The organism is Methanobrevibacter sp., assembly GCF_045539575.1.
Taxonomy (GTDB): Archaea; Methanobacteriota; Methanobacteria; order Methanobacteriales; family Methanobacteriaceae; genus Methanocatella.
On record NZ_JAZQFM010000062.1, the window covers coordinates 1 to 23,383 of the forward strand.

General features: G+C 36.1%; 26 protein-coding genes and 1 pseudogene. 19 read left to right on the forward strand and 8 right to left on the reverse strand.

Annotated elements, in window-relative coordinates; all coding sequences use genetic code 11:
- From ACKI30_RS08165 to ACKI30_RS08175, 3 genes and pseudogenes are all read left to right on the forward strand, one after another.
- Positions 1-500: pseudogene (locus ACKI30_RS08165) on the forward strand (hypothetical protein); the annotation flags it as partial.
- Positions 501-870: 370 nt separating this feature from the next.
- The gene (thsA, locus tag ACKI30_RS08170) at positions 871-2,481 is read left to right on the forward strand and encodes a thermosome subunit alpha (protein WP_407411487.1); all 1,611 of its coding nucleotides are present in this window, start codon (positions 871-873) and stop codon (positions 2,479-2,481) included.
- Between the two features lie 42 nt (positions 2,482-2,523).
- Positions 2,524-3,537: an adenosylcobinamide amidohydrolase gene (locus ACKI30_RS08175; protein WP_407411489.1), complete on the forward strand. Its 1,014-nt coding sequence runs from the start codon at positions 2,524-2,526 to the stop codon at positions 3,535-3,537.
- Here ACKI30_RS08175 and ACKI30_RS08180 read toward each other — a convergent pair.
- Together ACKI30_RS08180 and xseA are read right to left on the reverse strand one after the other, a co-directional pair.
- Positions 3,521-3,739 carry an exodeoxyribonuclease VII small subunit gene (locus tag ACKI30_RS08180; RefSeq protein WP_330008173.1) on the reverse strand — a complete coding sequence of 73 codons (219 nt, stop codon included), beginning with the start codon at positions 3,737-3,739 and terminating at the stop codon, positions 3,521-3,523. The two genes, ACKI30_RS08175 and ACKI30_RS08180, sit on opposite strands and share 17 nt — an antisense overlap.
- Positions 3,740-4,993: an exodeoxyribonuclease VII large subunit gene (xseA, locus tag ACKI30_RS08185; protein ID WP_407411492.1), complete on the reverse strand. Its 1,254-nt coding sequence runs from the start codon at positions 4,991-4,993 to the stop codon at positions 3,740-3,742. It lies immediately after the preceding gene.
- A gap of 134 nt (positions 4,994-5,127) precedes the next feature.
- Here xseA and ACKI30_RS08190 point away from each other — a divergent pair, with 134 nt between their 5' ends.
- The gene (locus ACKI30_RS08190) at positions 5,128-5,358 is read left to right on the forward strand and encodes a PRC-barrel domain-containing protein (RefSeq protein WP_292742301.1); all 231 of its coding nucleotides are present in this window, start codon (positions 5,128-5,130) and stop codon (positions 5,356-5,358) included.
- 9 nt (positions 5,359-5,367) lie between these two features.
- Complete coding sequence (pyrE, locus tag ACKI30_RS08195) at positions 5,368-5,895, forward strand: orotate phosphoribosyltransferase (RefSeq protein ID WP_407411556.1); 528 nt, start codon at positions 5,368-5,370, stop codon at positions 5,893-5,895.
- A 35-nt stretch (positions 5,896-5,930) separates the two neighbouring features.
- Here the strand turns inward: pyrE and ACKI30_RS08200 are convergent, their stop codons facing one another.
- The 4 genes from ACKI30_RS08200 to ACKI30_RS08215 are packed head-to-tail and all read right to left on the reverse strand — an operon-like array spanning position 5,931 to position 8,362.
- On the reverse strand, positions 5,931-6,437 hold the full coding sequence (locus ACKI30_RS08200) for a molybdenum cofactor biosynthesis protein B (RefSeq protein ID WP_407411494.1): 507 nt from the start codon (positions 6,435-6,437) through the stop codon (positions 5,931-5,933).
- Between the two features lie 3 nt (positions 6,438-6,440).
- Complete coding sequence (locus ACKI30_RS08205) at positions 6,441-6,770, reverse strand: ArsR family transcriptional regulator (protein ID WP_407411495.1); 330 nt, start codon at positions 6,768-6,770, stop codon at positions 6,441-6,443.
- A 6-nt stretch (positions 6,771-6,776) separates the two neighbouring features.
- Positions 6,777-7,574: a helix-turn-helix transcriptional regulator gene (locus tag ACKI30_RS08210; protein ID WP_407411497.1), complete on the reverse strand. Its 798-nt coding sequence runs from the start codon at positions 7,572-7,574 to the stop codon at positions 6,777-6,779.
- Positions 7,571-8,362, reverse strand: coding sequence for a helix-turn-helix transcriptional regulator (locus ACKI30_RS08215; RefSeq protein WP_407411499.1), 792 nt, complete (start codon positions 8,360-8,362; stop codon positions 7,571-7,573). The genes ACKI30_RS08210 and ACKI30_RS08215 overlap by 4 nt, the downstream gene beginning before the upstream one ends.
- A gap of 251 nt (positions 8,363-8,613) precedes the next feature.
- Here ACKI30_RS08215 and ACKI30_RS08220 point away from each other — a divergent pair, with 251 nt between their 5' ends.
- From ACKI30_RS08220 to ACKI30_RS08235, 4 genes are read left to right on the forward strand one after another with little or no spacing between them, the layout of a single operon-like run.
- On the forward strand, positions 8,614-9,120 hold the full coding sequence (locus ACKI30_RS08220; RefSeq protein WP_407411501.1) for a ribonuclease VapC: 507 nt from the start codon (positions 8,614-8,616) through the stop codon (positions 9,118-9,120).
- Positions 9,117-10,232, forward strand: a complete 1,116-nt coding sequence (locus tag ACKI30_RS08225) for a DUF2117 domain-containing protein (protein WP_407411503.1) — start codon at positions 9,117-9,119, stop codon at positions 10,230-10,232. The genes ACKI30_RS08220 and ACKI30_RS08225 overlap by 4 nt, the downstream gene beginning before the upstream one ends.
- A 16-nt stretch (positions 10,233-10,248) precedes the next feature.
- Positions 10,249-11,223: a methanogenesis marker 2 protein gene (locus ACKI30_RS08230; protein ID WP_407411505.1), complete on the forward strand. Its 975-nt coding sequence runs from the start codon at positions 10,249-10,251 to the stop codon at positions 11,221-11,223.
- Positions 11,224-11,280: 57 nt separating this feature from the next.
- Positions 11,281-12,030: a DUF4013 domain-containing protein gene (locus ACKI30_RS08235; protein WP_407411507.1), complete on the forward strand. Its 750-nt coding sequence runs from the start codon at positions 11,281-11,283 to the stop codon at positions 12,028-12,030.
- Between the two features lie 111 nt (positions 12,031-12,141).
- Here the strand turns inward: ACKI30_RS08235 and ACKI30_RS08240 are convergent, their stop codons facing one another.
- On the reverse strand, positions 12,142-12,894 hold the full coding sequence (locus ACKI30_RS08240; protein WP_407411509.1) for a thermonuclease family protein: 753 nt from the start codon (positions 12,892-12,894) through the stop codon (positions 12,142-12,144).
- Positions 12,895-13,017: 123 nt separating this feature from the next.
- Here ACKI30_RS08240 and ACKI30_RS08245 point away from each other — a divergent pair, with 123 nt between their 5' ends.
- The 10 genes from ACKI30_RS08245 to ACKI30_RS08290 all read left to right on the forward strand — a co-directional run bounded on the left by ACKI30_RS08245 (position 13,018) and on the right by ACKI30_RS08290 (position 22,360).
- Entirely contained in the window at positions 13,018-14,565 is a 1,548-nt protein-coding gene (locus tag ACKI30_RS08245; protein ID WP_407411511.1) for a methanogenesis marker 3 protein, read from the forward strand.
- On the forward strand, positions 14,537-15,007 hold the full coding sequence (locus ACKI30_RS08250) for a methanogenesis marker 6 protein (RefSeq protein ID WP_407411513.1): 471 nt from the start codon (positions 14,537-14,539) through the stop codon (positions 15,005-15,007). The genes ACKI30_RS08245 and ACKI30_RS08250 overlap by 29 nt, the downstream gene beginning before the upstream one ends.
- Before the next feature lie 8 nt (positions 15,008-15,015).
- Positions 15,016-15,471, forward strand: coding sequence for a methanogenesis marker 5 protein (locus ACKI30_RS08255; protein WP_295599129.1), 456 nt, complete (start codon positions 15,016-15,018; stop codon positions 15,469-15,471).
- Complete coding sequence (locus ACKI30_RS08260; RefSeq protein ID WP_407411516.1) at positions 15,471-16,712, forward strand: methanogenesis marker 15 protein; 1,242 nt, start codon at positions 15,471-15,473, stop codon at positions 16,710-16,712. The genes ACKI30_RS08255 and ACKI30_RS08260 overlap by 1 nt, the downstream gene beginning before the upstream one ends.
- Before the next feature lie 22 nt (positions 16,713-16,734).
- Positions 16,735-17,295, forward strand: coding sequence for a methanogenesis marker 17 protein (locus ACKI30_RS08265; RefSeq protein ID WP_407411518.1), 561 nt, complete (start codon positions 16,735-16,737; stop codon positions 17,293-17,295).
- A 66-nt stretch (positions 17,296-17,361) separates the two neighbouring features.
- Positions 17,362-18,228 carry a radical SAM protein gene (locus ACKI30_RS08270; protein WP_407411520.1) on the forward strand — a complete coding sequence of 289 codons (867 nt, stop codon included), beginning with the start codon at positions 17,362-17,364 and terminating at the stop codon, positions 18,226-18,228.
- 113 nt (positions 18,229-18,341) lie between these two features.
- Positions 18,342-19,262, forward strand: coding sequence for a manganese-dependent inorganic pyrophosphatase (locus ACKI30_RS08275; RefSeq protein ID WP_295599118.1), 921 nt, complete (start codon positions 18,342-18,344; stop codon positions 19,260-19,262).
- Between the two features lie 250 nt (positions 19,263-19,512).
- Complete coding sequence (mtnA, locus tag ACKI30_RS08280; RefSeq protein WP_295599115.1) at positions 19,513-20,442, forward strand: S-methyl-5-thioribose-1-phosphate isomerase; 930 nt, start codon at positions 19,513-19,515, stop codon at positions 20,440-20,442.
- 172 nt (positions 20,443-20,614) lie between these two features.
- Complete coding sequence (locus tag ACKI30_RS08285; RefSeq protein WP_295599113.1) at positions 20,615-20,941, forward strand: hypothetical protein; 327 nt, start codon at positions 20,615-20,617, stop codon at positions 20,939-20,941.
- 153 nt (positions 20,942-21,094) lie between these two features.
- Positions 21,095-22,360, forward strand: coding sequence for a TIGR02710 family CRISPR-associated CARF protein (locus ACKI30_RS08290; RefSeq protein ID WP_407411522.1), 1,266 nt, complete (start codon positions 21,095-21,097; stop codon positions 22,358-22,360).
- Here ACKI30_RS08290 and ACKI30_RS08295 read toward each other — a convergent pair.
- Positions 22,357-23,361: a class I SAM-dependent methyltransferase gene (locus ACKI30_RS08295; protein WP_407411524.1), complete on the reverse strand. Its 1,005-nt coding sequence runs from the start codon at positions 23,359-23,361 to the stop codon at positions 22,357-22,359. The genes ACKI30_RS08290 and ACKI30_RS08295 overlap by 4 nt on opposite strands.
- Positions 23,362-23,383 lie beyond the last annotated feature (22 nt).

Below are 23,383 nucleotides of genomic sequence, written 5' to 3' on the forward strand. Positions count from 1 at the left end.
CCGAAATAAATGCAATGAATAATGAAATAACTAACTTGAAACAAGAAACTATCCCTAAAAAAGATTATGATGACTTGCAATCCAGATTTGATTCTGAAATCAAAACCTTGGACAGTCAAATCGTTGACTTGCAAGAAAGCACTGTTCCTAAACAAGATTATGTCAACCTTCAGGCAAGATTTGATAATGAAATCGATGCTCGCGATAGTGAAATCAAATACCTGAAGGAAAGGTCTATCCCTAAGGAAGATTATATCAATCTTCAAAATCAACTTCAAAATGAAATCAATTCCGTTGAAAGCGAACTTCGTTTTGTCAAGGAGCAGAGTGTTTCACGTGAAGACTATATGAGGCTTCAGGCTGAACTTCAAAGAAAAGAGGATAAAATCAAAAGGTTAGAGGAGATTAATGCTTTCTTTAATGAATTGCAGGAAGAGCAGGAAGCTTATGAAACACAAGAAAGAACTCCTCCTTTCAGATTGGAGAAAAAACAAAGATAGGTAATTTTTACCTAACTTTCCTATTTTTTCCCTGGCGTATCTATCTATCAATTTACTTTTTCTAAAATTATACTTCCACTTTTAATGAAACGTATTTTTCAGTCTTTCATTCGGATGGTTGACCGGTCACTTGTTGGAATAATTGATTGTTGATGCAATATTTGGGCAGTCTTTTTTCATGACGTTTTCGCATTTTTTCTTTTTCTTACTTCTGTTTACTTTATACCGTAAAGTATTTATATAACCTTAAACTCATGTATTATGTAGAAAGGTTTTAGTCAACACTATAAACTTATTTTACTATAAAATTTCATGTTGATAACTATAAACTGATCTAATTATTTAATAAATTAAAAAAAGGTGATTATTAATGGCACAAGGACAACCAATTTTTATTTTACCTGAAGGTACTAACAGGTCTGTCGGTAGAGATGCACAAAGAAACAACATTTTAGCTGGAAAAGTATTAGCTGAAACTGTAAGAACCACATTAGGTCCTAAAGGAATGGACAAAATGTTAGTGGACGGACTTGGAGACATTGTAGTAACCAACGACGGTGTAACAATCCTAAAAGAAATGGACATTGAACACCCAGCAGCAAAAATGCTCGTAGAAGTGGCAAAAACCCAAGAAGACGAAGTCGGAGACGGAACCACTACTGCAGTAATCATCGCTGGTGAATTACTCAAAAAATCCGAAACTTTATTAGACTCAGACATTCACCCAACAATCATCGCAATGGGATACAGAAAAGCAGCAGAAAAAGCACAAGAAATCTTAGACGAAATCGCAATCGATGATGTTGATTCCGAAACCTTAATGAAAGTGGCAATGACCGCTATGACTGGTAAAGGAACCGAAGCTGCACGTGAACCATTAGCAAAATTAATCGTAGAAGCAGTAGAAGCAGTCGCAGAAGACGGAGTAGTCGACACCGACAACATCAAAATCGAGAAAAAAGACGGAGCTGTTGTTGAAGAATCCAACCTCGTTGAAGGTGTAATCGTAGACAAAGAAAGAGTACACCCAGGAATGCCTTCTGAAATCAAAGACGCAAAAATCGCATTAGTCAACGCACCATTAGAAGTAAAAGAAACTGAAATGGACGCAGAAATCACTATTACCGATCCTGCTCAAATGCAAGCTTTCATCGAACAAGAAGAAAAAATGGTTAAAGACATGGTTGATAAAGTTGTCGCAGCTGGTGCAAACGTATTATTCGCACAAAAAGGTATCGATGACTTAGCACAACACTACTTATCCAAAGCTGGCGTTTTAGCTGTAAGAAGAGTTAAAAAATCAGACATCGAAAAATTATCCAGAGCTACCGGCGCTAACGTAATTACAAACTTAGACGACTTAGCTCCTGAAGACTTAGGTGACGCTGGTATCGTAGAAGAAAGAAAAATCTCCGGCGAAGACATGATCTTTGTTGAAGAATGCAGCGGCGCTAAATCCGTAACCTTATTCGTAAGAGGATCCACCAAACATATCGTTGACGAAATCGTAAGAGCAATCGAAGACGCAATCGGTGTAGTAGCAGCTACCGTAGAAGACGACAAAGTTGTTGCTGGTGGAGGAGCTCCTGAAATCGCAATGGCTAAAAAACTCAAAGACTACGCAGAATCCATTTCCGGTAGAGAACAATTAGCTGTAAACGCATTTGCAGAAGCTTTAGAAATCGTACCAAAAACCTTAGCTGAAAACGCAGGTTTAGACAGCATTGACTCCTTAGTAGATTTAAGAGCTGCACAAGAAGACTCCTTCTACATGGGATTAGACGTATTCACTGGTGAAGTAGCAGACATGAAAGAAGCTGGCGTAATTGAACCAAAACGTGTCAAAAAACAAGCTATCCAATCTGCATCTGAAGCAGCTGAAATGATTTTAAGAATCGATGACGTCATTGCATCCACCAAAGGCCCTGAAGACATGGGTATGGACCCATCCATGGCTGGCGGAATGCCTCCAATGATGTAAACATAAAGAAATTTTTATAATTTCTTTTCTTTTTTTATTTTTATGAAAGACAGACTATTTTTCGTATCATCTGTTAATGATGAGCTGTATTACTTAAAAGACACTATTTTTGTTAAGTTTAATGTTAAACGTAATTGTATTTCAACTTCTAAATTGAATGGCGGATTTTCACGCAATCTTCAAAGTGTTTTTAACCATCATTTGTCCCAGGAAAATATTGATTATCTCGAAAGCCATGACGTTGAGGATTATCTAATTCAGCTTTGCTGGTCATTGAATGTTGATTCCAGTTACACTACAGGATTAGTGACATTGGCAAGGATGAAAAACGTCAGTGTGGTTTATAAAACATTCAAAAACATTGAGGTTGTGGCGATAACCACTGCAGGTGTCAGGACAAACGCTTCCAGAGCGGGGGATCCTTCATCATACTATGAGGAAAACGGTAAATTTGGAACAATAAATACGATATTGCTTACAAATGTTCGTTTGGCTGAAGAAACATTGCTTGAAGCTTTCATGACTGCAACCGAAGCAAAAACGGTAGCGCTGAACAGCTTAAAAATCCCTTCACAATATTCAAATCATTATGCAACAGGTACCGGAACTGATGGGCTTGCTGTATTTTCCAATTTAGAATCAGACAATACATTAACAAATGCGGGCAAGCATTCCAAGCTTGGCGAGCTGATAGGCCAGGCGGTAATAGAGTCAGTTAAAAAGGCTGTTAGAAAACAGGTTTGGCTCACTCCAAAATCCCAATCAAATGTCTTGGTTAGGTTGAACAGGTATACTTTGGATATCAATAAGTTTTATGATGAACTTGATTGCGATAAAGAGGAGTTCATTGTCGAACTTCAAAAGGAAATGAAAAAACAGGATAATGTTGCAGTTACAACTTCAGTTCTGAATTTAATTGATGAAGTCGAGGATAACCTGATTGAAAAAGAGGATGCGCTAGTTTTAGCCCAAAATATAATAAAGGAAAATTGTAATAGTTATCCAATAAGAAAATTATTGGAATATTGGATTAACTATTTTATTCGTTCGGTTTGAAATCGACTAATTCTCCGTTATCTTGAACTATTTTTGCAATTGATTCTTCTGCTGCAGACAGTTTGTTATTGCATAATTTAACCAGTTGCATTGCTTTGTTGAACTCATCAATTGCATCATCTAATGGAACGTCTCCATTTTCCAATTTTGTAACGATCTCTTCTAATTTTTCCAAACTTTCTTCAAAACTTAAATTTTCCATCTATATCACCTTTGTATTAACTACTCCGTCATCAAATTCAACATCAAGTTTGTCTCCAGATTTAACGTCTTTTGCTGAAGATACGACTTTTCCATCTATTTTAGCATATGTATATCCTCTTTTCAATGTAATCAGAGGATTTAAAACTTCCAATTTAGCAACATGCCTTAAAAATACTTCCTTTTTCATTTTTGTAATTTCTTCAGGATTTTTTAAGATATTCTTGTTTTCCAGCTTGAACAGTTTGTTTTTATTTTCAGTGATTATGTTTTTGGAAGCGAATTCCAATTTATTAATCAGATTGTCCAATGTCATCCCTTTAATTTCATAAATGGATTCCGGATTTTTCAATATCTGCTTTTGAGCAATGTTGTTTAATTTGGTTTTGTTTTCTGTAATCTTATCGTTGATATTCTTATTTAGTCTGTCTGTCAGCTGTTTGAGTTTATATTCCACTTCATTTATGTCAGGCACAGCTAGCACTGCAGCTCCCGTTGGTGTTGGAGCTCTTGCATCGGCAACAAAGTCTGCTATTGTGAAATCCACCTCGTGGCCCACTGCACTGATTACAGGTATTTTACAATCGTATATTGCTCTTGCAACTATCTCCTCATTGAACGGCCATAAATCCTCAATACTTCCGCCCCCACGGCCAACAATCAGGGTATCTATGTCATATCGCTGTGCATGAATAATCTGGCGAACTATCTGAGGTGCTGCAAGGTCTCCCTGAACAAGTGTGGAAAAGACCAATACCTCACAATAGGGATATCTTCCCTTAATTGTCTTGATAATGTCTTTTACTGCAGCGCCTGTACTTGCAGTCACAACTCCAATTCTTTGAGGGTATTTTGGAATTTCCTTTTTATGAGCATCGTCAAATAAGCCTTCCTTATCCAGCTTCTTTTTAAGTTGTTCAAAGGCAATGTGCAGTGCACCAATTCCGTCCTCAGTTATTGTTGTGGCATATAACTGGTACTTTCCGTCCCTTTCATAAACTTCAACCTTACCTTTGATGATAACCTTCATTCCGTCCTTGGGTTCAAATTTAAGGAATTGCCGTCTTCCTTTGAACATGACGGCCGGAATCTGTGAATTTTTATCCTTTAAGGTAAAATAGCTATGTCCGCTAGGATATGTTTTAAAATTTGAAATCTCCCCTTTAACATAAATGTTTTTGAGATTTGTGTCAAATTTTAGCTTTTTATTAATGTAGGCGTTTAATTGAGATACTGTTAAGTATTCGCTTTCCATAAATTCACCTTTAAATTAATGTTGTTATTATGTTGTTTTTAATTAAAACAATTTTTCATTTTCTAATCATTTTGCAAAAATAGACTAAATCTATTTTAAATTGAACATACAATATTAATCATAGGTGACAATATATGAGAATTAAAGACGAATTATTTGGAAAAGAAGTTCTCGATGCAGATATTCAAATCGTTGGTAAAGTAAGTGATGTAATCTTTGATAAGGATTCATTTGAAATCACCGACATTGTTCTTAAAAAAACAGGTATTTCCGAACAGATTAAAGCAAGTGAAAACATCATTCCGATGGAACTTGTAAAAGTCATTGGAGATAAGATCTTACTTAAAGGCGAAGATGATATTTAAATGATTAATATGCTTTCTAAAGAATATTTAATAGATTTATTAAAGGAAAATGAAGTATTTCTTGAAGGGGATTTCACATTATCCTCCGGAAAGAAAAGTAACTATTATATCAATATGAAAAAGGCCATTACAGAGCCTGAAATTTTATCCACTATTTCAAAATTGATTACAGAAAAGATATCTAATGATGATATTGATAAAGTGGCAGGTCCTGCTTTGGGTGCAGTTCCGATAGCAACAGCTGTTTCCCTTGAATCAAAACTTCCGTTATTGATGATTCGTAAGGAAAAGAAAGGATACGGTACTTCCAAACTCATTGAAGGTGAACTTAACGAAGGCGACAATGTAATCGTCGTTGAGGATGTTTCAACCACTGGAGGATCACTTCTAAAAGCAATTAAGGCTATTCAGGACAATGGTGGAAATGTAACTAGAGCGTTTGTTGTTGTTGACAGGCAGGAAGGTGCCATTGAAGAATTTGAAAAAGAAGGAATTAAATTAGAACCTCTAATTATTGTAGATGAATTTTTCGATTAAAAAAAAGAAAAAATGATGAAAAATTCATTTCATCATTATTTTTTAACATGATGAACAAAGTGTGGAAGTTCATCAATAATTATTTCCAATGCAGTTTTTACAGCATTTGGTGACCCTGGCATGGAAAATATTATGCTTTTTTTATAAATTCCAGCTGTGGCTCTTGAAAGTAATGCTGCTGAACCAATTTCTTCGTATGATTTCATACGAAATATTTCACCAAAACCATCAAGTTTTTTTTCAAAAAGTGATTCCACAGTTTCCACAGTTATGTCTCGAGAATCAAGACCTGTTCCGCCTGTTGTTAAAATAACATCAATGTCGTCTTCGGTCATTTTTTCAATGACGTTAATCAAATCTTCTCTTTCATCAGGAATTATGCTCCTTTCTTTTAAGGAATAACGTTTTTCAATTTCTTCAGAAATGTATTTCCCTGACAAATCAACTTTTTTTGATTTTCTGCTGTCACTTAGTGTGATTACACCGCAAGTGATTTCCTTTGAAGATTCTTTTTGATGTTGTTTTGATGTTTCACTTTCCATAATTCACCCTTCAAACATTTGATTTTTATAATATTCTTTAATTTGAATATATTCATCAATATGTTTAATTAACTTATCGCTCGGAAAATAAAATGTATACTTTTCAAATTTCTCTTTTGTAGCATATTGATGTTTACAAATAATTTCCATATGATATCTAATTGTTTTGTAATCCATGTCAAGTGAAGTAGCAAGTTGATTTGCATTGAATGGTTTTGCCAATAGTTCATCTAATATTCTAATTCTTGTTTTTGCACTGTTAGTTCCTAATATTAAATTGTATAACTCTTTGTCTCTAATTGTATGGAATATTTGGACATTATTTGTTTTCACCTTTATTCATCTCCGTGAATATTTTATAATATTAAAAGCCCAATTAAGTGCATTTTGGTCATGACCTATTAATATTTGCGAATCATCGTAGTGGCCGTCCTTGAAAAACAATGTAAGCGCCATAAACTCTTCACTATATGTTAAAAATATTTTCAAATCTTTGTCGATTATTGTTGTTTTTACATTTTCATGGTTAAGTAGATCTTTCTGGAACTTTTTGTTTTGATGTATGGATTCATAAATTTCTTTATTAACGATCAATTCTAATTTTTGCAATTTATTTGAATTTAACAGATCAATTAAATGTTTAAAATGATTTTCAGAATATATTGGAAGAATTATTTGCAGTTTAGATACTTTTGAAATTAACTCAATGTATTTGTTGAAAGCAATTGACAGATCGCTTGTTGTTGAACTTACGTATTCTGCATCTTTTAAAAGATAAATATTTTTAATTATGTCTTCCGGAATATCCGAAAGGTCATGATTGTCCCAAAATTTTTCACTTTTACTTAAAGAATACCAGTTTTCGATTAATTTGATCATATTTGTGGTTAGCAGGTAACCGTTTGAAGTTAGCTCATAGAATTTATGCGCTCTTCTCACTAAATTTATCGTCTCCAATTCTTTAAGCCCATGTAATATTGTGGCGGATGGTTTTTTCAGGTCTTGTCTAAGTTCATCTAGGTTTTTTGGAATTTCGTACAATGCCAGAAGTAATTTTGCACGCATACTTGATGTCAATATGTATTTGACATCTTTAAATTCTTTGTTAAGTTCTCTTTTTGTTTGGATGTTGGTCATTGTCTCACCATGTGTTTCACGTGTTTGAATAGTTCGTCTGCCCATTCATATGCTTTTAAATCATCTGAGATTAGGATTCTGTTTTGATCAAAACTTCCATCGTTTTTGAATAATCCCAGGCTCATTTTTTCATCACATATGGTCAAATATAAATTCAATGTTTTGGTAACTGTAAAAACTTTCAATCTTTTCTGTTTAACAGCCCTATTTTTCAATGATTCATCGATTGGTGAGATAATTGCCTTAAATATGTCTTTTGGAACAATTAACTCCACATTTCCTTCATTAATTAAAATTTCTTCAATCAATTCAGGATATTCCGGATGCAAGTAAGGAAAAATAGCCTTTACATTGTCTGCTTTAATTAATTGATCTTTAGTGGTATTGTGGGTTTTGTAAATGTCTAGTGGTGTGGTTTCAATTAATTGAGCATTTTTTAAATCGGTGATGTTTTTTATGGAATTGATGCTTAGTTGATTAATATTGTGCTTGTCCCAGAATGAGTTGTACACCTGTATTATTTCAATGCTTTTTTTAAAGTCCATTAAGGTTTTGAAATAAATTTTGGCGATTGGGTTTAAGTAATATTTCTTTTCAACCTTTTTAATGTAATTGTTCTCAGCTAATTTGTTCACGTTGCTTGAAACGGAACTATATGTGATTTTGGTTTTTTTAACAAGTCCTCGAATGTCGTTTGGGCGTTCATTCAATTCACTTAATATTTTCAATCGAATTTCTGATTTTGCTAGAAATTTGATATCATCATTAATTTCATTGTGAACATTCATTTTTTCTCCTCCTATTTAATCATGAAATTTTGAAAAATCTATGATTTTTCGGTAATAACACATTTAAACCTATAAATTTAAATAGATTTTTCCAAACTTGCCCCAAACTTCTTTAAAACTTATTCTAATCTTATTCCAAAGTTTTTCCAATCTTATTCCAAACTTTTCCCCATTGAAATTTTCACATCCTTTTTCAAATTCCTTAATTTATCTTGCTAAGATTTATTAATTCTGTGCAAGAAAATATTATTATGGAAATTTGTTATGTGCTAGATGCATCAGCATTTATCAACGGCTTTGAATTAACTTCAAAAAGGAATTACACAGTTCCTGAAATAACTGCTGAAATTAAGGATTTCGAGTCACGACTAAAATTTGATTCAGTAGTCAACGAAGGCCTATTAATTATACAAGATGTCCCTTCTGAGTATTTATCTTGTGTCAATACAATTATTTCTGAAAGTGGTGATATTTTAAGATTATCTTTACCTGATAAAAAATTAATTTCACTTGCATACATGTTATCCGAGCAGGGAGAAAATGTAAAGGTAATTACTGATGATTATACAATTCAGAATACTCTGAAAATTATGGACATTTCTTATTCGGGGATTATAACTGAAGGAATTAAAGGAATTTACAACTGGAAGAAGGTATGTGAAGGTTGTAAAAAGGAATTTCCCGAAGATTATCCATATGAGGACTGTGAAATTTGCGGATCTAAAATATTTAAGAAAAGAATTAAGGTGAACAGATGAGGATAGGTGTAGTGGTTCATGGGCCAAATGTCATAGATTCTGGTTATGCATTAAAGTTAATTGATTTATTGAAGGAATATGGTGAAGTTTCAGCAAGGCTTGGCGGAACTATGGGAAGGACTGCCGTAATTGATGCCAGTTTGGAGAATGTTATAGACATTTCACGAAAGCTGGTTCCAAGTGATTCTTTAAGGATATTCCATGATGATAATGTTGACATGATATTTCTGTTAAACTATGGAAAGTCCAATGTAACGGGCCAGGTATTCGGATACAAGGTCTATAATCATTATAAAGATAAGATTTCCAGCAATGACATTCCCGTAATCCAGATTGAAAGGCCTGGTGAAGATGATGGAAGCATAATTGCATGGAATAATAATCTGGAAATTGTAAATGAATTGTCTCGTAAACTGAATTTGGCTATTGTGACTCCGGAAGAGGTCTATGACAGTCATATCAGGCAGGATGATGCTGGCATCAACCAGAGGATAGTTCATGGTGTCAGTCCCGGTGAAAACATTATGGTCAACAGTGTTGTCATTGGAAAAACCAATTCTGACAAACTCACTCTGATTGCCAAGGACAACCACATTGTCGATATTGTTGGCGGTGAGTTAAAGCAGCACGGTCTTGAAAAGTTGGGTGAGGTTGATTTGGATTCGGCGATTATAAAGACTGGTCTTTTAAGGCATGCTGAAGTCACACCAAGAGTCATATCTCATGAAAAACCTAATGAATTTAAGGTTGCATTTTTGGACCATGCAGGTGAGGACGTATACAAATTCAGAGACTCATCTCTCGTGATTACTGTTGGTGATGATACAACATTGATATCTTCTGACATATTGTTTAGATTTGATATACCTGTGGTCGGAATAACTGATGGGGATTTGGACAAGGTTGTCGAATATGGATTCAAGGTTAAAAATTCTGTCATCTTTGAAGTTGAAAGTGGTTTTGATGACGTCTGCGGTCAAGATATTAAGAGGATAATGTTCGGCGATAAACAGGTCACTTATGATTATTCAAGCATTGAAGATGTTCATGATAAAATTATCGAAATTATAAATAATATTAATTGTAAATACAAAATTAATTATATTAACTAAACAGGAAGTGTAATCTTTGGATTTTAAAAATCTTGTAAAGGAAATTCAAGAGTTTAAAGGAGTATCTCGTAAAAGTTCAATTGATAATGTTATTTCACTTTTAAATGAAGCGTATAATGTTTCAGGTGATGTTGTCATTGACATAGGCGATGACGCTTCAGCTATTGACATTGGAAACAATCAGGTGGTATTGCTTGCGGCAGATGGAATATGGGGTGACATTATGAATGTAAACCCTTACTGGGCAGGATACTGTGCAGTTCTCGTAAATGTAAATGACATTGCCGCAATGGGCGGAAAACCGCTGGCTATGGTGAACATAATGTCAATAAGCAATGATGATATTTATGAGGATTTATTGAATGGAATCAAAGATGGTTGCTTAAAATTTGGAGTTCCGATGGTCGGAGGACATCTGCACCCTGACGGTGAAGTGGATTCCTTAGGTGTGGCTATTGTTGGAATAGCTCAAAAGGATAAGATGATTACCAGTTTTGGAGCTGAAGTTGGTGATAAGGTAATTGTTGCAATTGACCTTGACGGAAAACCTCATGAAATGTTTAGTTTAAACTGGGACACCACCTATGACAAGGATGCGAAGCTGGTTCAGGATCAAATCACTGCAGTTCAGTATCTCGCTGAGAACAACTACATTAAATCCGGAAAGGACATTTCAAATCCTGGAATTCTCGGGACCTTGGAAATGCTTCTGGAAACCTCTAAAAAAGGCGCAGTTGTCAATTTGGAAGATATTCCTAGAAATGAAAGTGTTGAATGGGTAGACTGGATCAGGTCATATCCAGGTTCCGGTTTTGTTTTCACTGCAGATGAAGATTACTGCGAATACATTAAGGAATATCTGTCAAGATTCTCCATTGAAGCAAATGTTGTTGGTGAAGTAACAGATTCCAACTCACTTATACTGAATTATGGGGATGAACAGGCAGAAGTTTTCAATCAAGAAAAAAATCCAGTGTTCATATTCAAGTAATTAGGTTACGCATTGACGGGTATATAAGATGAAAAATAATTTTTTGAGGGTGTTAATATGGATTTCGGAAAGATCATATCTAACTCGATTAAATATCCTTTTAGGAACATTAAGAAACTGCCAATTCTGATTATTTTATTTATTTTAATATCTACCATTCCAATCGCATGGATGTCCGATAACAGGTATCTTTTAGCATTCGGATTATTTTCATTGTTTTTATTCATTCTAATTGTGCCGGGCTATCTGTTTTCCATGGTGGAAATTGGTTTAAATGAGTCTACAATGTTTCCATCACTAAGTTTTGGAGATACCATACGGGATTCCATTCGCTTACTGGTGTTGAGAATGGCTTATATGATTGTGCCGGCATGTGTGCTTTTCATTTTTTTATCAATATTGAGCATATCCGGAGCCAATTTGAAATTTGACCTGAGTGTTCTTAGATATTTCTTTACATTGGGAGTATTTGTGATTGCAGCGATTGTTGTTTATCTCATATTTGAAATATTGCTGTTTTTTGCAAAAGCCCGTTTGGCTTATTTAAACAGTCTAAAAGAAGCATTAAAAGTTAATGAAGTTGTCAGGGATATAAGAAATATCGGTATCATGAATATAGTTAAATGGGTAATATTCATGGCTGTGCTGATGGTTGCATTTACATTTATTTCAGCTTGGGTGATGGAAATTCCTTATGTCGGATTTTTAATCTACATTGGAGTCGTTATCCCTATATTGGAAAGTATCAGTAATTATTCCGTGGGATTACTATATTCAAATATTACCATGAAACCGGCTGTACGATAACTGTTTCATAAAAATAATGCTGTCGATATGGTTCGACGGTAAAAAGAAATCTAAAAAAAATTAATGTAACTTACTTAAGTTACATTTCATACTTTTTTTAAAAATAAAAAATTAAGGATTGCACCTTTTGCAAGGAACATATCCCTGGTTTATTGCTTCATCTCTGCTGGATAAATATACTTTATTTCCTTCAGACATCTTGTCTATGCTGCTGCAGCTTGAAACGTGGAATTTTCCGGTATTTGCATTGGCCACATAGCTTCCTGATCCTGAAGAACCTGAGGATGAGCTGTCGCTTGAATAGCTGGAGCTTGACGATGAGGATGAACTGTGTGAATCTGCAACGTGTGTGCTGCCATCCGCCCAGTTATATGGATAAAACTCGCTTGGAGGCATGTACATAATCTCAGCGAGGCCCTCTTTTAAAAGCATCTCATTAACGTTTTTTCCATCAACAATGACAACCGCTAATGTGCGTCCATATCTGTCGTTGTGTTTTGAATCGTCAATGTCCAAGCCGACTTCTTTATTTAAGCATAATTTTTGAACAAAGTTTTTAGATGCAATGTATCCTTCAACACCTCTCTCGGGTGTGTTCACACCTACAAAACGTACCTTTTCACCATTGTCCAGATAGATTGTATCTCCATCGACAACCTGGGTACATACTGCACTTTCTTCAACATGGCATTCTGTATCACTGTATTGGCTTAGTATGTCTGAAGCAGACATGTCTGAGTATTTTGAACTTGGAACGTTGTGTGAAAATCCAGTTCCGGTGTATGCGCTTGCAAATGAAACCGCACCAACAGCCAGTATAATTATCACTAATAAAGAAAGAATATGCTTACGATTAATTGCCATATTTATCTCTCCTAGTATATTGTTAGCATTATGTGTTAAATATAATTTTTGCAAATGAAATAAATAATTTTAATATATAATGAAGTTATAAATATATAATATTAAAAATTCTTAGGAGATTGTATGCTAATTAAAGTTAATGGAGAAGAAATTGACGTGGCTGAAGGTTCTTCAATCCAAGAGGTAATTGATGAAACTAACGCTCCGTATACTCCTGGTAGTATTGTTTGTTTGATTAAAGGCAAAAAGGAACTTGAAAAGAATATAAGCAAATATAAAATTAAAACAACTCAAGGTTCAATAATCATTCAACTCAATGAAAGCGATGAAGCAAAACCACTAGTTGATGTTTGGAAAAATCAATATGGAGAGTTCGTTGATTTGGATATTCGTTGGTCCACTCCTACTGAAGTGGCTATCGGACCAATCGTGACTGATTTGGAACCAACTCATGATGAATTCAAATATTATGAGGGAGATGTTGTTTTAAGTTTATCTAGTTTTAGTAATGAGTCTACTCATTTAATTATGCTTAAGGAGAATACAACTAATGTTTATAGTGTGCCTCCATACAACAAGGGTATTTTTGCTCGAGTTATAGGTGGTAGAAAGACATTGGAAAATCTCACAGATGACGATCGGGTAACCGGTATTGAACCGATTATTGAGAGAAGTACAACTACTGACAGTGCTTCCGTTTCTGATTTGTCAACAGTATTGGAGGAAGGCAATGAATTGTACACTTACATTTCTTTCGATGTCGATGACAAGTCCCCGATCTGTGTAGAACACTTGTTTTCCATAATTAAGGACGGTAGAATTAAAGTTTCTTATGATAGTGAATCATTTGTAGGTGTTTATGAGTTGGAAGGACTTGATAAGCCTAAGGAAGATACCACTCCAAGAACCAGAGGAACAATGACTATCAGAAATGAAGGTAAAGGTGTTGGAAAACTATTCATTTATCGTGTAAATAGGGTATTAACTCCAAATCACACCACTGTAGGTAATATTGTTCAAGGTATGGAACTTATTGATATTGCAAAGGAAAATGATTTTATTACTGTTAAATCAGAACAGCAAAGATTGATGTTATTAAACAAAACTCAGGCTGAAGCTACAAAACTATTGTCTGAAGCTGGAGTTGAACATTTAATTGATGGAATTGTTGATGATGATGCTATAATCGTTGAGCAAAATCCTAAACATACAATCGATATCCTAAGAGAAGGTCAAGTAATAACTAAAGCCATAAATAAAGATGATTTGTGTAAAATCAAATTTGTTGATAATGCGCCAAGGTCTGTTAGATATTTCAAACTTTTATCCGGTCTTTTAGAAAACCCTATTGGACAGATTAAAGTTCACTTTGCAGTGCCTGGAATGCATATAGTCATGTTTGAAGGGGATAAAAAATCTGCTAAAGGTTTAGTTCCGGAAAATAATCCTGTTGATAAGGTAATAAGAGGTCAAATCGGTATTACTAACATGTCTTCTAAAAGTGCAGGTTTAATTGGTATCAGATTCGAAGATAACACTGAATTCGGACCAACTGCAGAAACATTTGGAGCAACAAACATTGTTGGTGATATTGTTTCAGATTATGACAGTCTTGAAAAATTAAAAGAGGGAGTTGTAGTATATGTCTCAGAATCTAACAATGAGTCCTGATTTGGGTAAAGAAGATTGGGACCCTGATGTAATTACTCGTATGATTTTCATTGGGCCGGGAGCCCATGTGAGCGAACAGGAGATTGTTACCGCATTTCACATGCTTGATTTGCCGCTCACCATCAAGAACACATGCTATGGGTCTATGGTCAGTGGAAAAAGTGAGGATGTATACAAGGCAATTGAGGAAATCAGAAAGCTTGATCCGAACCACATTTTCACAAAGGAAAGGGGATTCGCTCCAGGTGACCCTAGAAGATGCAGAGGTCATAGATTCGGTCCTAGGGAAGGTTTCCATCAAATGGAAAAAGAGTACAGAATACTTGGTTTTGTAGCTAATGCATTGGAAAAACGCAAAGACGTTGAAATTGAGCCTAAAAAACCGGTTGATGTTGATGAATTTGAAAAAATCATGAATGAATGTTTAGATAAAAAAGAATAGGTGAAAATATGGTGAAAGTAGCTATTTATCCTCCAAACTCATTAATCTTGGCAGATTTAATTGAAAGGAAAGGTCACACTCCTTTAGTTTTACAAAAACAAATTAGACAAAAAATCAAAGACCCGGAGATTGATTCTCCGCCAATGAACATTACTGAAGAAGACCCAATCAAGGGTCTTAAATACGCAGCTATTGAAGTTCCATCAGGCGTTCGTGGAAGGATGGCGATTATCGGCCCTCTTATAGATGAGGCTGAAGCTGCAATTGTTGTTGATGGTGCCCCATACGGTTTCGGTTGTATCGGATGTGCAAGAACAAATGAACTGTCCATATTTTTGCTCAGAAACAAGGATATTCCGGTTCTGGAAGTAACATACCCTACAAATCAGGATGAAACCTATGTTATGGTAAATGATATTAATGATTTTATAGACTCACTTGAAGAAACTAAGGAGGAAGAATAATGGTTAAGATTGCATTAGTTTCATGCGGAACAGAATACAGTGGAATTCAAAAAGAAATAGAAAAGGCAGCAAACAAGTTTGGTGCTGAAATCATTCTTCCTGAAATTGATTTAGATTACATTGACGAATCTTATGAGAAATTTGGATTTTCAGCTCAAAGTTCAAGTTTAAAGTTAATGATTGCAAGGGCCATGGCTATTGTTGAAGGCAGATGCAAGCCTGACGCAGTGTTCATCGCAACATGTTTCAGATGCGCTGAAGCGGCATTGGTCAGAAACGAAGTTAGAAGATTTATTCAAAACAATACTCGTATTCCAGTGGTAACCTACTCATTCACTGAAAGAACAAAAGCGGATGAACTGTTCATCCGTATGGAAGCGTTGGCCACTACTGTAACACGTAGAAGCATTCTTGCTCGTGAAAAACAAGAAGGACTCACTCTTGGTTTGGACTCAGGTTCAACCACTACCAAGGCTGTGCTGATGGAGAACAATAAGGTTATCGGAACCGGTTGGACATCCACCAAGGACATTATCGAATCAGCAAAAACCGCCGCTGCAGAAGCGTTCGGCGAAACCGATTATGATTGGGATGACCTTGACGGTATCGGAACCACAGGTTACGGTAGGTTCACCATGGGTCAGGAATTCGGTGCGGAACTTATTCAAGAGGAATTGTCCGTTAACGCTAAAGGCGCAGTGTATCTTGCGGATTGTCAGAAAGGAGAGGCTACCGTATTGGATATAGGTGGTATGGACAACAAGGTCATTACCGTGAACAACGGTATTCCTGACAACTTCACTATGGGTGGTATCTGTGCAGGTGCATCCGGAAGATTCCTGGACATGACTTCACGCCGTTTGGATGTGGACATCACTGAACTTGGTCCATTGGCTGTGCAGGGTGACTGGAGACAGGCAATGCTGAACTCATACTGTATCGTATTCGGTATTCAGGACCTTGTTACAACACTCGCTGCTGGAGGTTCAAAGGCTGATGTGGCTGCTGCTGCATGTCACTCCGTGTCTGAACAGGTTTATGAACAGCAGCTTCAGGAAATTGACATTCGTGAACCGTTAATTCAGGTGGGCGGAACAAGTTTGATTTCAGGTCTTGTTGAAGCGGTAAGTGAGACTTTAGGTGGAATTGAAGTTATTGTTCCTGAATACTCACAACATATCGGTGCTGTGGGTGCGGCTCTTTTAGTGTCAGGAATGGGTCACAGACAGGATAATAAATAATATTTATGAAGGGATTGATTCGATGTTAGTTGAATGCTATGATGAGCGTGGTGCGGAAGTTTATGAAATCATCATTAAGCAAATCTTTCAGGATTTGGTTTTAGGAGCTTCTGTGGATGATTTGAAGGCTTATGTTAATCCTGATGATCCGGTATTTGTCTTAGCTATTAAAATGAGAAAGACTTCAAATGTTGTATTGTTTGGGGATGTTGCTGACTTGACTTATAATGAGGCTAATGGCAGAACCATGATCTTGATTGATAATGAGAATTATCTTCCGAATATCTTGAAGAGGCTGTGGAAGCAATTTTCAAGGGATGAAATCTATCAGCCTAACAGGTATCAGCTTGAAATCGAGGGTGATTACACAGAATTGGAATCAGTTGTTGTGGATGATCCTCATTCTAATTTGCAAAGGCGCATTTATGATGCAGTCTTTAGAATATTGCCTGAAGGATTTAAGAACATTAAAGATTTGTCCACTGAGGATATTGTTTGTGTTGTGGCTACTGATGAGTTAATTAAGGATGCTTGGATTGAAAAGGCTCATGAGTTTATTGATGAGTTGAACAAGGGCATGTAGAAAACTTTATATATTTGTTCGTATTAATACAAATTAACAGGAGTTATATTTAAGGAGGAGTAGTATATGAACGAACATAACGGTTCAAGATTTGCACACATAACAAAAGCGCATCCTTGCTTCAATGAAAAAATGCATGATAAAGTCGGAAGAGCACACGTACCAGTAGCACCAAAGTGCAATATCTTTTGCAACTTCTGTACAAGAGATATAAACAACGAGGAAGACAGGCCTGGTGTTGCAGGTTGCATCATGAAACCTGATGATGCAATAACTCACATCAACGACGTTACCTCAGAAGGTCCAATTTCAGTAGTTGGTGTTGCCGGACCGGGGGATTCACTTGCAAATGAGGAAACATTCGAGTTCTTTGAAAAGCTTGCAGGCGAACAGCCGGACTTAATCAAATGTATGAGTACAAATGGACTTTTGCTTCCAAAATATGCAGATAAACTGGCGGAGCTTGGAGTGAACTCCGTTACAGTAACAATCAATGCGATTGACCCTGACATTGCAGTTGACATTTATTCATTCATCAAATACGAAGGTAAAGTATATAAGGGATATGACGCTGTAAAAATATTGATCCAAAACCAGCTGGACGGTGTTGAAAAGGCAGCCGCCAACGGATTGGTTGTCAAGGTAAATTCCGTCTTGATTCCGGGATTGAATGATGAGCACATTGTTGAAATTGCAAAGGAAGTCAAGAAACGCGGAGCTGCATTGATGAATGTGTTGCCGTTGATTCCTTTAGCAAAAATGAAACATTACTCACGTCCGGACTGCTCAATGATGGAAAGCGTCAGGGAGCAAGTCGAAGAAATCATACCGGTATTTAGAGCATGCACTCAATGCAGGGCGGATGCCTATGGAATACCTGGTAAGAAAAGCGAAGATCATCATTTAGGAATGACTCCACAAAGTCATTACTAAATTACTTTTTTTTAATTTTGGCCATATTTCATATTTTCAATAGTAATATTAAATATCATAAAGAATATATTTAATATCGTTATTTTTATAAAAATTTTTTGGAAAAAGATAATATGGTAGAAACTTATGTTTTTGGACATAAAAGTCCTGATAGTGACACAATAACATCAAGTATTGTAATGGCAAACTTGGAAAACGAATTGGGCAATGCTGATGCAAAAGCTTACAGATTAGGAAACATCAACAAGGAAACTGAATTCATTTTAAATTATTTGGGCATCGATGCGCCGGAACTTTTGGATGATGTTGAAGACGGTGCAAATGTTATTCTAGTTGACCACAACTCTCCAGCGGAATCAGTTGATAATTTGGAAAATGCCAATATTCTAAAAGTTGTTGACCATCATAAGCTAGCATTGGAGACTTCCTATCCGTTATTCTTAAGATTTGAACCTGTCGGATGTACTGAAACCATTTTATGCAAATTGTATGAGGAGAATGGTGTTGAAATCACAAAAGAAATCGCTACATTAATGTTGTCTGCAATTATATCAGATACATTGCTTTTAAAATCCCCTACCACCACTGAAGACGATAAGGCGGCTGTTGAAAAACTCGCTAAAATCGCTGAGGTTGATGCAGAAGAATATGGTTTGGAAATGCTTAAGGCAGGTACTGATTTAAGCAGTTTCACTATCGATGAAATCTTGGCATTGGATGCAAAGCAGATTGACTTCAAGGATGTCAAATCCATTGTGAATCAGGTCAACACTGCAGACATCAGTGATGTAATGGCCATGAAGGATGATTTGGAAGCTGGAATCAACAAAATCATCGAAGATGAAGAATTGGATCTCTTCATGCTTTTAATCACTGACATCGTAAACAGCAATTCACAGGTCATTGCTCTCGGTAAGGATGCAGGACTTGTTGAGAAGGCTTACGGCGTCGAATTGGTTGACAACACTGTTTTGCTTGAAGGTGTGGTTTCACGTAAAAAACAGGTTGTGCCAATCATGACTGAAAATGCATAATTATTTTTAGGCATGCCTAAAAAAACCTTTATTTTTCATATTTTTATAAATCTTTATAAATGATAATTGAAAAAATAATAATTAGATGTATTTAAGATACATCTCTAATCAATCCAATTTTGGATATTAAATTAGACGGGAAGCATAATTATTAAACCTTTAATTGTATTGTTATACATTAAAAAAATTAGAAACTAACGCTTAATTATGCTTTCAATTTTTTTATACTTTTTTTTAACAAGGTGTCATGATGAAAACACTTGAATGGGAAGACAACAAATTAAAACTCATTGATCAAAGAAAGCTTCCTGATGAATTGACTTACGTTTACTGTGATAATTATCAGGATGTTATCGTAGCAATCAAGAACATGACCGTACGGGGCGCTCCGGCAATTGGTGTGTCTGCCGCTTTTGGAATGGCATTGGCGGATATTGAAGGTGTTGACTTAAACCTGGCTGCAGAGGAAATAAAAGCGGCAAGGCCAACAGCAGTCAACTTGTTCTGGGCAGTTGACAGGGTACTGGGCAGTGAAGATGCACTTAAAGAGGCTCTTAAGATGTATGAAGAGGACATGGCTACAAACCGTGCCATTGGAAAATATGGTGCGGAAGTCATAGATGACGGGGATACAATACTCACCCATTGTAACGCCGGCGCTCTTGCATGTGTCGATTATGGAACTGCACTGGGAGTGATCAGGGCCGCAAGGGATGCGGGCAAGAACATCAATGTCATATGTGATGAAACCCGTCCAAGAGGTCAGGGCGCAAGCTTGAGCGTATGGGAAATGCAGCAGGAAAACATTCCTGTCAAGCTGATTCCCGATGTCGCATCAGGATTTTTAATGTCACAGGGCAAAATCGACAAGGTGGTTATTGGGGCAGACAGGATTGCCCGTGGAGGTGTTGTAAACAAGGTCGGATCTTTCATGGTGGCTCTTGCGGCCAAACGCCATGACATACCGTTTTACGTGGCGGCACCATACTCCACATTTGACAATGAAATATCAATATTTGACACTGTTATTGAAGAAAGAGACGGTGATGAAGTGAGATACTATGGAGGGGCCAGAATCTGTCCTGAAGGAACTGAAGTAATAAACCCTGCATTTGACATAACTCCAAAGGATTTGATCACCGGAATCATTACGGAAAAAGGCATAATTGACCCGATTTAGGCAATGATGATTAGTGGTAAAAACTATTTATGCAATAAAATTTAAATAAATATATAACATTTAATAGAATTTCTATATAGTTCAATCAAAAGTCTATTTTTGATTAAAAGTTACAGTCTTGTAATACTTAGGGATTTGAAAATTGTTAATATAATAATGTGAGTGGATATATATGGAGATTAAAGAAAATAAAGGATTAAACTTTCCTCCTTTAATAGATGATTTGGTTAAAGAGTTATTAAAGGATGATTTCGTACACTTCAAAATATTATGTGCCAATGAGATTCATCACTTCAACAAGGAAGATGATTCCATCATTGACTTCCAGGAAACCTATATGAAGGAAACCAGCGCTAACGGAGACATGCTGTACATTGCTTATCCGGATATCTTCAGGGTTAAATTGTATAGGGACATGGAACAGTATCTTGAAGACGAAAAGAAATTCAATGCATTCAATGATGATGACGATTGGACTGGAAACAGAATCCAATTCTAGTTAAGAAACATATACTGTTTCTTATTACTATTTTTTTTATTTTAAAGTTTTTTTCAGTGCTTTTTTTCATTCATAATCAAAAATTATTTAATGAATTTCAATCAAATCATTAATTAAGTGATTTTTGTGAAAAGAAAAGAGATAATTTTGTTCATGACAGTTGGGACTGGAGTTAGCTCAGGCACTCCGGATGGGGGGTCAAGGATTTCCGCTCAAAAATTGTATTCCACCATCAATAAGATATTTCCGAATAAGGTGGTGTTTTTTGCATCGGAAATATCAAGACGCACCATACCTTTCGTCGAAGAGTTCTTTAAAATGGATAATGATGAGTTCATTGAAGGTGAGGATTATGAAATTGTTCCGATCGAATCCATTGATAACTTCAATGCATGTTTTGAAGTATTTGAGTCCAAAATTTGGGAATATGGCTATTTTGATAAAAAGTGCAATAATAAAATCATTATGGATTACACTTCAGGAACCAAGACAATGTCCGCTGCAATGGCCTGTTGCGGAATGTTCTACAATAAGGTTTTAATCTCCGTTGGTGGTGACAGGAGCAAGGGTGAAGTGTCTGCAGGCACAGAACTGATAAATTATCAGAATCTCTATAAGATATATGATAAGTTTGCCTTGCTGAGGATTAGGAATAGTTTCAATGCCAACCGTTTCATGCCCTGCATTGATATCCTGAATTATATTGTTGATTTGAATATCCATAAGGATTCCTTGTTAAACCTGTGCAAGGCTTATTCCTCATGGGACAATATGGAATTTGAAAAGGCCTATGATTATTTGAGAAATGTTGACCTTAATCATTTTGAGCTTTCTGAAATAAAAAGGGATGTTAAATTCAACCTGAAGGCATTAGGCAACATCTGCAATTCAAGATCTGAGAATCTGAAAAACTGCTATATTCTTGCAAGCCTGATCAACAATTCAATCAGAAGGTCTGAGGAATACAAGTATGATGATGCCATAGCCCGTTTGTATCGTGCATTCGAGTTGATTGCACAAATCAGATTGTACAATTATAACATCAAGTCATCCGATGTTGATTTGAATATTCTAATCGAGCATGGTGTCGATGAAAGGTTCATTGACTTTTTGGAGCGAACTCGTGATGATGGCAAGATACGGATTGGATTGGCATTGGATTATCTGCTTTTAAATGAGTTGGATGATGATTTGGGTAAGTTTTTCGTTGAGAATCGCAGCAAAATCAATAATTTGACTTCTAAACGGAACAATTCCATTTTGGCTCATGGTCTTGAAAGCCAATCCAGTGAGGATTTTGAGAAATTCCTGGAATTGGTTATTGATTTGGCCAAGAAATTGGATAAGGACATGAATAAGTTCTTGAACCAAACCTGTTTTCCTAAGTTTGATTTAAGGATGGATATGAACAAGCCTTAGGGGATATTGATTTTTCCGTCAATGGCCACGTGCCATTCTCCCGGGCTGGTTGATTTCACCTTGCGGGTGTTGATTATCTCAACTTCCTTTCCGGCTTCATGGCATGCATTTTCCAATCGTTTTATTCCCTGTTCATATGAATCGGAAAACTCATAATAATTGATTGTTCCGCCGTCTTCAATTAAATCAACAGCAACATCAAGGAAAGTGTATGCAAGTCCTGGAAGATTCATTATTATGCGGTCGAATTTTAAGTTAAATGATTTGCTGACTTCACGAACATCTCCGCAGTAGGTTTTGATGGAACCTTTCAACTTGTTCATCCGAATGTTCTCATCCAGGTACCTGATGGCGGACTCGTTAATGTCCACAGCGGCAATCTCCACATTTTTGTTTCTTGCAATGACGATTGGGAACGGTCCAATGCCGCAAAACATGTCAAGGATTTTTTCACCCTCTTTAACGCTTTCCATCACGCGTTTGCGTTCGGTTGCAAGTCTTGGGGAAAAGTAGACTTCACGAACATCCAGCTTCAATCTGGCGCCATGCTCCTTATGGATTGTCACCGAATCGTCCTCTCCGGCTAAAAATTCCAGGTCACGGACTCTGGTTGTTCCCTTGATTGCGCTTTTTTTCATGTATATTGATTTTCTCTTTGTGAACTTGAGGGCAGCATCGCCTATCAGCAATTTTTTATCCTGCAGGTCATCGGGGATTTCCAGTATGACAATGTCTCCTATGGTGTCGAATGATGTTCTGAGGTTTTCAATCTCCTCACTTGTCAGTTCATCCTCGAGCAGTTCTGAAAAATTGTGTGGAACCTTCTTCATCGGCTCCAGGTCAATGTCTGCAATTTCATAATCGTCAATGTCATCATTGATTGGAATATAACCGTAATCGTCACTGGCCTTTATCCTATATTCCATATTCATTAATCCTTTTTCCATTAACTTGATGCGTGTGTCATTCAATTCTTTTAATGGAACTTTTACACATTTCATAAAGTTTTTTATGTTTAAATTA